General features: G+C 55.6%; 12 protein-coding genes. 6 read left to right on the top strand and 6 right to left on the bottom strand.

The features are described 5' to 3' along the window. A partial coding sequence (locus HZZ16_RS36020; protein WP_197954708.1) for an integrase core domain-containing protein occupies positions 1–280 on the top strand: 280 nt, incomplete at its 5' end. On the opposite strand, the gene HZZ16_RS36015 is transcribed toward HZZ16_RS36020, so the two are convergent. Then, entirely contained in the window at positions 267–542 is a 276-nt protein-coding gene (locus HZZ16_RS36015) for a hypothetical protein (protein ID WP_246510669.1), read from the bottom strand. The genes HZZ16_RS36020 and HZZ16_RS36015 overlap by 14 nt on opposite strands. A 131-nt stretch (positions 543–673) precedes the next feature. On the opposite strand from HZZ16_RS36015, the gene HZZ16_RS36010 reads away from it, so the two are divergent. Next, on the top strand, positions 674–1,351 hold the full coding sequence (locus HZZ16_RS36010; protein ID WP_197955502.1) for a hypothetical protein: 678 nt from the start codon (positions 674–676) through the stop codon (positions 1,349–1,351). Positions 1,352–1,438: 87 nt separating this feature from the next. Here HZZ16_RS36010 and HZZ16_RS36005 read toward each other — a convergent pair whose 3' ends face one another. Continuing rightward, complete coding sequence (locus tag HZZ16_RS36005; RefSeq protein WP_197955500.1) at positions 1,439–2,026, bottom strand: hypothetical protein; 588 nt, start codon at positions 2,024–2,026, stop codon at positions 1,439–1,441. A 520-nt stretch (positions 2,027–2,546) separates the two neighbouring features. On the opposite strand from HZZ16_RS36005, the gene HZZ16_RS36000 reads away from it, so the two are divergent. Together HZZ16_RS36000 and HZZ16_RS35995 are read left to right on the top strand one after the other, a co-directional pair. Next, the gene (locus tag HZZ16_RS36000) at positions 2,547–2,885 is read left to right on the top strand and encodes a helix-turn-helix transcriptional regulator (RefSeq protein WP_197955498.1); all 339 of its coding nucleotides are present in this window, start codon (positions 2,547–2,549) and stop codon (positions 2,883–2,885) included. Then, the gene (locus HZZ16_RS35995) at positions 2,872–3,414 is read left to right on the top strand and encodes an ImmA/IrrE family metallo-endopeptidase (protein ID WP_197955495.1); all 543 of its coding nucleotides are present in this window, start codon (positions 2,872–2,874) and stop codon (positions 3,412–3,414) included. The genes HZZ16_RS36000 and HZZ16_RS35995 overlap by 14 nt, the downstream gene beginning before the upstream one ends. 97 nt (positions 3,415–3,511) lie before the next feature. Here the strand turns inward: HZZ16_RS35995 and HZZ16_RS35990 are convergent, their stop codons facing one another. Then, on the bottom strand, positions 3,512–4,375 hold the full coding sequence (locus HZZ16_RS35990) for a hypothetical protein (protein WP_197955492.1): 864 nt from the start codon (positions 4,373–4,375) through the stop codon (positions 3,512–3,514). A 186-nt stretch (positions 4,376–4,561) separates the two neighbouring features. Here HZZ16_RS35990 and HZZ16_RS35985 point away from each other — a divergent pair, with 186 nt between their 5' ends. Further along, a complete protein-coding gene (locus HZZ16_RS35985) occupies positions 4,562–7,198 on the top strand; it encodes a bifunctional diguanylate cyclase/phosphodiesterase (protein ID WP_197955491.1) in 2,637 nt (878 codons plus the stop codon). An 18-nt stretch (positions 7,199–7,216) separates the two neighbouring features. Here HZZ16_RS35985 and HZZ16_RS35980 read toward each other — a convergent pair whose 3' ends face one another. Beyond that, positions 7,217–8,194, bottom strand: a complete 978-nt coding sequence (locus tag HZZ16_RS35980; RefSeq protein ID WP_246510667.1) for a DMT family transporter — start codon at positions 8,192–8,194, stop codon at positions 7,217–7,219. 504 nt (positions 8,195–8,698) lie between these two features. Between HZZ16_RS35980 and HZZ16_RS37780 the strand changes: the two genes are divergently transcribed. Beyond that, the gene (locus HZZ16_RS37780) at positions 8,699–8,908 is read left to right on the top strand and encodes a hypothetical protein (protein WP_246510665.1); all 210 of its coding nucleotides are present in this window, start codon (positions 8,699–8,701) and stop codon (positions 8,906–8,908) included. 245 nt (positions 8,909–9,153) lie between these two features. On the opposite strand, the gene HZZ16_RS35970 is transcribed toward HZZ16_RS37780, so the two are convergent. Then, the gene (locus tag HZZ16_RS35970; RefSeq protein ID WP_197955487.1) at positions 9,154–9,306 is read right to left on the bottom strand and encodes a hypothetical protein; all 153 of its coding nucleotides are present in this window, start codon (positions 9,304–9,306) and stop codon (positions 9,154–9,156) included. Positions 9,307–9,343: 37 nt separating this feature from the next. Beyond that, on the bottom strand, positions 9,344–10,342 hold the full coding sequence (locus tag HZZ16_RS35965) for an NrtA/SsuA/CpmA family ABC transporter substrate-binding protein (protein WP_197955486.1): 999 nt from the start codon (positions 10,340–10,342) through the stop codon (positions 9,344–9,346). Positions 10,343–10,346: the final 4 nt, after the last annotated feature.

Here is a 10,346-nt window from a genome sequence, read left to right as displayed (position 1 = left end):
CGAAAGCTTCAACGGTCGGCTCCGGGATGAATTGCTGAACGAGACGCTGTTCACGTCGCTGGCCCAGGCCCGCGTCGCGCTCGGATGCTGGCGCGCCGATTACAACGACGCTCGACCACACTCGCAGCTCGGATGGAAGACGCCGTCCGAGTTCGCCTTCACCTGCCACCCGCGCCGGGATCTGGCGCTGCGCTATGCCGAAGGCTCCGCGCCAGCTCCCGTCGCTCCCACCGCCCAACCGGGCAAATCCAACGACCGGGGCGAACTCAGAACTGGATAAAACTTGGGGGCAAGGTCATCATCAACCCCAAACATTCGACGACCGAACTGTCAGGCGGCAAGTGTTCCAAGATCGCCGTCATTATGCCGGTCCATTGTTGAAGCAGACGCAAGTGCTCAGCGGCGGCCCCGGTCTCCAACTTCTCTTGAAGGAGATCAATCAGCAAGAGGAGGCGGATTCGCCAAGGTTGGGGCCTGAGATCCGCGACGTAAGCGTCCACGACTTCGCGGATGTCGGCTGGCAAGTGCTCGTATAAGGTCATCGTGGCTAATCCATCCTCCAAGCATGCCGCCAGTCCCTTCGGTGGAGCAAGCGTCCTTGGAAACAGAGCAGATTTGGCTGGAGCCGCCTATCCACTTACGCGTGACGCAGCGCGGAGTTGGTTGAGCGGATTTGCCGCGCTCATCAATTCGCGGCTTGCTGCCGAGTCACGTATTGCCCGGGCAAAGTCTTGCCTTTCAGTGCGTCGGTTGGGCGATCGCGTCTGGACTGGTTGGGGCAGGGCTCGCTATTGCATTCTGGGGATACAGCACGACCATCTCTCCGGTACTGGCAGCCCAGGTTGCTGCAACCGCAATCGGAGACGCTTTCAAGCGAGCGGAAATAAAGACGTTGGTTTCAGGTACCATGAGTTTATCGCCGGATTCGGAGCTTACAATCTCGAAAGATCAATTCGTTAGGGTGTTGGAGGGGATGACAGTCAAGCTCGACTCATCTTCGACGGTGCGCGTGGTAGGTGACCTGAAAGTGAATGTGCAGCAGCCGTCCAAGGAGCAGCTTCAACTAGAAACGACTAGCGTCAGCGAGGAATTGCCCTTCACGCGCTACACTATTTTCAACAGCTCTTCATTTGGGTCCGGCACAGTTGTTACGGGTTGGAGCTTCGAGGTCTCCGATCCAACTCGCTTAACCTACCAAAGGTGCTATTTCGAACAGGTTCTGGACAAAGGCATAGCTGCAACACAGACGATTGCAATCGATGGCGCGGCCAAGAGAGTCTCACCACTAAGCAAGCTGCCCTTTGATTTCGAAGGCGCATTAGCAAATTGCGTTTGGTTTCCCGGAACTTGACTTCTTCAGATAGGGCATACGTCCGCGTGCACGTGTTCGTGTAGCACGTCTCCCATCGATGAGTTCAGACCGGGACCCAGGCCACACTCAAGGCGAGTTCATCTGAAGATGGACCTCGGCTATTCGTGGAAGATGTGATTGACCGTTGATGAACTCCAGGACTGAGCGAGGCGGCCGGCGGGTGGAAAAGCCGCCCGGAACACGGCTCAAGAACAGAGACATGAGTTGCATCGGATCCCATTGCAGGTCCGATTGCTTGCAGCACTCGGCGTACCGCAGAGTTTCGGAGCCGCAACCACATAGCTCATCATCATTGCACTCAATCTTCCGGTAATATGCTTGTACTCGTGGGTCCGCCCCCAATAGGGCGTACTGCTTTCCTGGCCATCGACCGAAAACCTCCAGGTGCAGATGGCGCACGGTCCAGACGGTGTAGAGATCGAGCAGTGTTGTAAGATCGCCGCCATCAAACCATACGCGGTCGTGCGGGGCAAAGGCGCAGATAGAACCGTCGTAGAAATTGGTGTGCCGGGGTCCGATCCATCTAGGCTGGCCATCGGCAGTCCAGAAGGCCCACCCGCGTGGCCCTGCCCCTGATCTATAGGGAAGAGCTACGAGAAACGTGGCTTCACGCATCAAGCCCGAAATGATCGAGCTTTTTGCGATGAGCCACATTCCATCCTCGTCAGGAAATGTTCGGGATTCAGGGTACGCTTCCTTAAGTGACGCTATCTGGACCTGATACGCGGCACGGAGCAGATCGACGCTGATCCGTGATGAGGCACCGGCCGGCCGTGGTCCACAGGTCGGCCCTTTCCGTCGGGCGGGCCTTTCCCGTGATCGGGCTGCGGATCTTCCCTTTCCTTGTCGTTCATTCCAGTTCTCCTTAGCTGAGACTGCTCTCTTGGACTCTTGGTGCAGGGCAACTAGCCCGTGAACGTGGACGCGAAGCGCTCGGTGCTCGTCCAAGGCGGCGCCAATCCGCTGCAACACGGCCTTAGTCTCGGGGGTCATCGGCAGTTCTCTCGATCATTGGATGCCACCTCTCGAATCTAACCGCGACTGGAGCGTACCAGCTTCTTGGATGTTGTAAATGTCTTTTTAAATTCGTCATTGTTAATGACTGTCATTGACATTGACTCCACGGCGCCTCTGTGGCAATTAAACGCCTCATGGCACTGATTCGCTGTCGTTGATGAGACGCGCCCGTTTCGAAGAGAACCGACAATTCTATGCGGTCGTAGGCCGCTTGATCGCGCGAGCACGCGTTGGCCGCCTCACGCAAGAAGCACTTGCGCGCAAGGCAAACCTGACCAGAACCGCGATTCTAAATATTGAAAAAGGACGCCAACAAATCTTGTTGCACACGCTTGTCGACATTTCGCGCGCCTTGGATGTGCCGGTGACGGATTTGCTTCCCAAAGCAGACAGTCTCGAAATCGCATTGCGCGACAAGACGCAAAAAGGACTAGAGTGGATCAAGAGCTCAACGAGCGCCTTAAAAAGTAAAGAGCACGACGATGGCAGTCCGTAGAAAGTTGATACGGCAGCAAGTTGAGATGCTTTTGTCCCGGCACAACGTGGCGCATGGCCCAGTGCCCGTAGACGCTATTGCACGCGCGCTGGGCATCCAAATCAAGTTGGATAAGGTTGATGACACTCTTTCAGGATTCCTTGTGCGGGATCGGAAAAGCAACGGAGCGGTGATTGGTGCTAACAAATCTCATCACCCTCACCGCCAACGGTTCACGATTGCACATGAACTCGGTCACTTTCTCCTACATGAGGGGCAAGACGTTCATTTGGATGAAAACCAGGGAGCTTTCAGGGTCAATTTGAGAAGTCCGGAATCGGCGAAAGGTGAAGACACCGACGAGAAGGAAGCAAATCTATTTGCGGCGGAGTTGCTCATGCCAGCCGTCTTTTTAGAGCAGGATCTTCATAACTCAGATTTCGACCTGCTCGGCGACGGTGATGTTTTGGAAAAGCTTGCAAAGAAATACAAAGTCAGCGTGCAAGCGCTGACATTCAGGCTGGCTTACCTTGGCTACATTAGCCTCTGATTTCTCGTTGACGCACGGTTCGTTGGATGCGTGGCAGTCGGATTCGAATGACGGCATAACGCTTGTCGCTATTCGCCAACTTGGCAGTGGCAAAGTATCAACGAGGGTCGCAGGTGGCCGTATCTGGGAAGAGGAACCAGGGCTTGATGCTGATCCCTTTGCGAAGCGAATACATGTAGAAGATTGGAAGGTTTTGCGGAAAAAGCCCTCGAAATTCGCTTCCATTGAAGGTAATGAAAATTGAGTCGGGAAATGCACGTTCGACCGCGCGTTTTTCGACCATGTTCATCCGGTAGTATTGTAATGCGCCCTCTTCACAGCTTCCATTTCCACGATACCATTTCATCGCGCTAGCAAGCAGCCGCTCGAACGTCGGCTCCGGTGCGATCTCATCGATTAAAGGACTTGTATCACTCGCTTCCGCGTCCTTTGTGAGGTCGCCCAACCAACAGCTCTCGAAACCGAGTTCGCGGGCGCCATCCGCAACCTCATCAAAATATTGGCGTATGTTCTGTGACGAATGTCCGTTCAATTCCGCATGGGTATCGGTGAAAATCAACTTTAGTGCCGCCCCGGGCGCATATATTTTACTGATGCGGCGGCTGAAGGCAGCCAAATAGTTCAGACATTCGAAGTCTGGCTTGTCGATGTTGGACCGCGGACCTTTGCCCCAATAGAGCACAAACGGAACGGGATTTCTGACTGCAATTGATTTGGAAATGCTCTGCAACATTGCAACAGAGTTGTCAGGCTGCTCGCGCTTAAAAGCCCAGGTATTAAAGGCTTGCAGGACCTTTTCTGGCGCGATCTCCTTGGCTCGAGGAGTGACAGGCATCGCAATTTCGATTGATCCTTCAAATACTCCGTCAACTGCTTTGTTGCAAAAGGGGTGCGGACGAGCCGCCATTTCAGCGTTGGTTAATGGGTCTTCTTTCGAACCAACCGTATCGCAACCGGACATATGAACTCCGAAAGAAGATCTTTTTATCGCGAGTTAATAATCGGTTATTTTTCTCAACGTCAACTCGGAAGAGTGGTGGCCCATCTATTAAGGTTAACCTTCCACGCTCCGGTGGCCGATCAATGAAGTTAAGTCGCCCGAAATATCCGACGAGTAAGCCCTGCCGATAGGGGGCCTGTTCTCGGCATGAATTTACAAATCCTAGAGCTGCCAAAGCTGATTGCTGAGCGTCGAAGCTCGGCAATTTTCGGCCTGGTGATCATCACCATGATGTGGGCAGGAGTTGCTGTAAAATACTTCGGCGATCTTCGGGGGGACCAAAGAGAGGCGTATCGGGACGCTCATAACTTTGCGCTGGTATTCGAAGAGAATGTTCTTCGATCAATCGGAGAAATTGATAAGGCGCTCCTATACTTGCGACGGAGCATTGAGACCCGGAAAAATACGGTTAGCTTTAGCGCTATTGCCAACACGACCGACGTGCTGAGCGACATCATCGTCCAAGTCGCCATTATTGATGACAAGGGAATTATGCGCGCGTCGAACAGCGGTCCTCAACCCGCGCCTGCCCTGGATCTGAGTGATCGGGAGCACTTTAAGTTTCATGTGAACAACATCGCGGACCAGCTTTTTATCAGCAAGCCGGTGGTTGGCCGTGCCAGCGGAAAATGGTCCGTGCAATTCACGCGGCGCTTCGTGAACAGTGACCAGACGTTCGGCGGCGTCGTCGTGGCCTCGCTCAATCCGGACCATTTGACGAAATTCTACAACAATATCAATTTTGGATCGGCGGCGGCGATCGCCCTGATCGGAAGTGATGGCGTGGTTCGTTCGAGTGGTGGGAGCGCGGTCGGTTACACACTTGGAGACGATCTTAGCGGAACAGAATTGCTCGCCCAAATGCGAGCCGGGGTCGAAACTACATTTGAGAGCGTTGATCCTGCCAACAACGAGGCGCGTTTCATTACTGTCCGCAAGGTCAAGGGCTATCCGTTGTGGGTCAGTGTTAGCTTGAATAAAAGCCAGATCTTGGAAAGCTCTCGGAACGCCCTCAAGTTGAACTCGTTGGTGGGCACTGTACTTACTTTGCTGGTTCTCATTGCTCTTGAGCAGCTTCTACGGATAGACGCGAAGGCAAGACAAAAAGCGAATCAGCTTGACCTTACGCTCGAGTATATGAACCAAGGAATTATGCTGGTTACCTATGATCAGCAGATTCCGATTATCAATCGTCGCTGCGGCGAGTTGCTCGATTTGCCCGTAGAGTTCATACAGGACCCACCAAGAGTCGATCAACTCGCCGAATACGAGACACGTACGGGCAAACTGACCGAGGCTTCTGTTCGGATCTTGGGAGATCTTGTCGCAGGAGAACTCGGCGTTAGCGAACGAACGATGCCGGGTGGATCAATCATCGAGATTCGCAGGGAAAGTCTCCCCGATGGTGGATTCGTCCAAACCTTCACTGACGTCACGAAAAGATCGCGCGCTGAAGCAGATGCAGTCCGCCTTAGTTCTGAGGATTCACTCACCGGTCTCCCAAACCGGCGGATGTTCCGCTCCATGCTCGACCAGATGAGCCGCCGGCAACCATCGGCAGTAGACAACGAGCAACCAGCGGCGGAATTCGCCGTCCTGTTTCTTGACCTTGATCGTTTTAAAGCTATCAACGATACCCTTGGCCATCAGACCGGTGACTTGCTGCTGCAGGAGATGGCCCGGCGCTTAAAGAATACGCTCGGTGGAAATGAAGTGCTGGCACGGCTCGGCGGCGATGAATTCGCAGTTGTTGTGCCGACGGTTAAGTCTCGACCAGCGATCGCGGACCTGGCGAATAGCATGATCGAGGCAGCGCAGAAGCCCTTTGAGATCGGAGGCCACCGAATCCGTTCTGGCATCAGTGTAGGTATCGCCATTGGGCCGTGCGACGGAGTAAATTGCGACGACCTTCTGATTGCCGCCGATCTGGCACTATACGCGGTCAAAGCCCAAGGACGTGGCAGCTATAGATTCTATCATGCTGCAATGAACAGGGAGCTTAGGGAACGACGGCAGCTTGAGATCGATCTGCGCGAGGCGATCGAGCAAAATGAGATGGAACTATATTATCAGCCCATCCTAAATTTGCGGAGCAACATCATAACCGGCTTCGAAGCCTTGGTGCGATGGCGCCATCCTGTCAATGGCATGGTACCGCCGACAACGTTCATCGCGGTTGCGGAGGATACTGGACTCATTCAACCTCTTGGTGAATGGGCGCTGAGAGAGGCGTGCCGCTGCGCCGCGCACTGGCCGAACAATCTTAAGATAGCGGTCAATCTTTCCCCGATTCAGTTTTCAGCTTCCAATCTCTCCGAGGTCGTGAGACACGCCCTGGCGGCAACCGGACTTGAGCCGCATCGCCTTGAGCTTGAAATTACGGAGGGAGTATTCATGACCAATAATGAATCCACCCTATCTACCCTGCGTCAGTTGAAGCAACTCGGCGTCCGCATTTCGTTGGACGACTTCGGTACGGGGTATTCCTCTCTCAGTTACCTCCGCAGCTTCCCTTTCGACAAAATCAAGATAGATAGGTCGTTTGTTTCTGACCTTGCTGAAGGCACCGAGCACGTTGTGATTGTGCAAGCCGTGGTGAGTATTGCTCGCGCTCTGGGAATGACGACGTTGGCAGAAGGCATCGAAACCGTCGGGCAGTACGATTTTCTCGCGGCGCTCGATTGCGACGAAGGGCAAGGCTATCTGTTCAGTCCGCCTGTTCCAATAGCGACAGTTCCTGAAATGATTGCCAAATGGTCGCCCGGACGCAAATTTGTCGCGTAGAGTTTGGGACCCGCTCGTTTAGCCAGCGACTTTCTCAAGACCGTACTCTCCAGTTTGTTCACCGGAGATCAGCTTCTTGGATGGTCGCCGAGCCTCGTGCACGAGCAGGAACAGGCCGGATGCAACAACAACGCCGGACCCGATCAGAAGAAAAAGCGTCGGTACGTCGCCCCAAACAAAAAATCCGATTGCAAGTGCCCAGACGAGCGTCAGGTAATAGAACGGCGAGACGGCGGCGGCCGGGGCTAGGTGGAGCGCTTGCGTCCAAAAATATTGTGCCGCGGCGTTTGTAACACCGCTCAAGATCAACATGATTGCGTCAGCCGGCGCCGGCATCCGAAATCCAAACAGCAGTAAGAAGGAGTGAAAGAAGGTTATCGTAAGCATCTGCCACATCAACAGCGTCTTTGCCGACTCGGTTGCGGTCATTCCGCGAACGGCAACCGTGACGCTGCCATACATAACCGCGTTTGCCAGCGCAAACAATGCGCCAATCTGCAACGAATCTGCACCTGGATTTACAACAACGAGAACACCAACGAATCCCGTTACCAGCGCGGTCCAACGCGCGATCCCGGCACGCTCCTTAAGCCAGATAAACGACAGCAAGGCCGCCCACAACGATGCAGAGAAATTGATTGCGATCGCTCCTGCGAGCGGCATCAGACTAACGGCGATGACAGTGAACGTCTGCGAGATCGACTGCGACAGCCCGCGCGCAAGATGGGCGCGGGGCCGCCGAGTCTTAAAGACTGACATGCCCGTTGCCGGGAGGATCAATGCCGCGCAGAGGACAAACGCAGAAACGGAGCGAAAGAACATGACCTCGCCAACTGGATAGAGAGCGGCTTGCCATTTCGATAGTGCGCTCGAGAGTGCGAACATCACGCTCGCGGCGATCATGCAGTATATTCCGCGAACCACGTCATCCTTCCGTAAGCCGGGAATGGCAATTGCGTTCTGCGGATGGCGGGCGGCGTCCGTAATATCGCTCATCATGCGTTCCCTGAAATTGGAAAGATAGCGTCAAGCGTTTGCCGCGCGACTCGCGAGCCACTAGCAAAGTCGGTCTCGCTTAGCTTTAAGTCTTAAGGAAGTGTTATGGGTAACAGAAACAATTCTTGGTTAATTTTCGCGAAACATGGCGGCGTCCGATTGCCGAACAGCCGAGGCAAACACCCCCTGCCTAGCCCGCGCCGCAGGCAATTGGCCGAGGAAATGTCTAAAAGTGTTCATTCTCTTCCAACTAAATCTGCAGCCATTCCGGGATAGGTTGCCGACACTGAAATCTGAATTGGGTGGGAGCGGAAATCGTGAAAGTTGAGCTTAACGAGGTGCGTTCTGGCAAGGGAGGTAAAACTCTGGTCTCTTCACCCTCGATATGCTTGGACGGAACGTGGTGGGCAATTGATGTCAACGATCCAGATCTAGAAGCTCATTTGAAGCAGTCGGCTCGCTGCGGCGGTGTGCTGGCAGCTGTGCGTGAACGGAAGACCATTAATGGACCCGAACTGCCGCGCAAGGGGCTCCAGCATCGATCGGCTCAAAACCGCGGTGGTCGAGGAGCAGAAGCTCGATGTGGTCGAGATCGTGCAACAGGCGTTCATGACGACCCGCGCCGCGCGCCACGCGAGCTCGGCGAACAGTCGCGGTAAGCGCCTTATAGAGCACGGAACGACTGTCGCGGCAGGGCTTATTTGCCGAACCTGAGCTGAGCAAGTAGGACGCCGCCGGCCCTTCTGGCCTCTGGCTCAGACGCCCTTTTGACTGTCGCACGCATCGCGCTCCTAAATGTTACGTCCTCTTGAGCGGGCTCCACTCATTTTCCGCGGAGCTTGTGGTCTCGCTGGAGATCTCAGCCGGGTGTCGTCAGTGTCATGGATGTCGCTTCGCCTGTGGCTCTGGATCGATGCGGAACAGCGGAAGCTAAGCTCGAGATAGGTTTGGACCGTCTCTCAATAAGGGGTTCGCTTGAAGGGAAGGTTGCGCTCCCGTTCGCGTTCGCTAGCGCCTTCGGCGATGCGATTGAGCAGGATCTCGAGGTCCGGCGAATCGGGATCGAGGTGATGCGAGGGTTCCAAAGCATGGGCGGAGACTGGCTTGTTCATGCGTGCATCCGGCTGAGGTTGGGCAGCTGGCGTTGGTTCAGATCTGAGCCAGGTAATCGCTGACCTTGACTGGCTCAGGCAGCACCTTGCGCGCGACCAGCCAGTCGGCGGCCTTCTGCAGCTCGGACAGGAATTTCTCATCCTTGACCGGGAAGTAGCGATATGTCCGGTTCAGTGCGATGAACTGATCGCGCACCTGGTCGCTGTACTTGCCAGCCTTCTGCGCGATGTACTCGGCTTCGTTGCTGTTCTCCGAGATCCATTTCCCTTCGGAGCGAAATGCTTCGTTGACCGCGCGGACCAGCGCCGGGTTTTCGGTCGCGAATTTGCGCGTGGTGAGATAGGAGGTGTAGTCGATTTGGAAATCCAGGTCGCGGCCCTCGTGGAAGATATCGTGCGCCTTGTATTCGAGCCGGGCGATGTCGACGCCGGGGCTCCACATCGACCACGCGTCGACCTTTCCGGAGGCGAGGGCCGGTGCCGCATCCGGCGGATTGAGGTAGACGAATTTCACCGCGGAGCGATCGACCTTGTGCTTCTCGAGCGCCGCGACCAGCAGGAATTCGCCGAGACCGGAACGGTTCACCGCCACCGACTTGCCGACCAGATCCTCAATCCTGTTGATGCCGGAATCGTCCTTCGCGATGATCGCGGTGGTGCGCGGCTCGTAGACCACGAACTGGGTGAACACGAGCGGGGAGCCCGCGATGATCGCGGCCAGCGCAGGGGTCGTGCTGCCGCCGAAGCTGAAATCGGCGCTACCGCCGGTCACCGCCTGCAGCGTCGGGGCGTGGTTCGGGAACGGCCCCAGCCATTCGACCTTGATGCCGTCCTTGGCGAGCAGCTTCTCGAACTGGCCGCGCTCCTTGGCGATCAGGTTCAGGCCGCTCAAGCCCCAGGTCAGGCGAACGGCGTCAGTGACACGGCCGGTCGCCGCCTCCGCGGTCTGGGACAGGTCAAAGCCCGCCAACGCGCCGATGCCGAAGGCGGCGCCGCCGAGGAAACCGCGGCGGGAAGGGTTTGCGAATTTAGACATGACA

This window comes from Bradyrhizobium glycinis (assembly GCF_016031655.1).
Classification (GTDB): domain Bacteria; phylum Pseudomonadota; class Alphaproteobacteria; order Rhizobiales; family Xanthobacteraceae; genus Bradyrhizobium; species Bradyrhizobium glycinis.
Note: the sequence above shows the minus strand (reverse complement) of the source record. Positions and strands in the feature narration are given on the sequence as shown.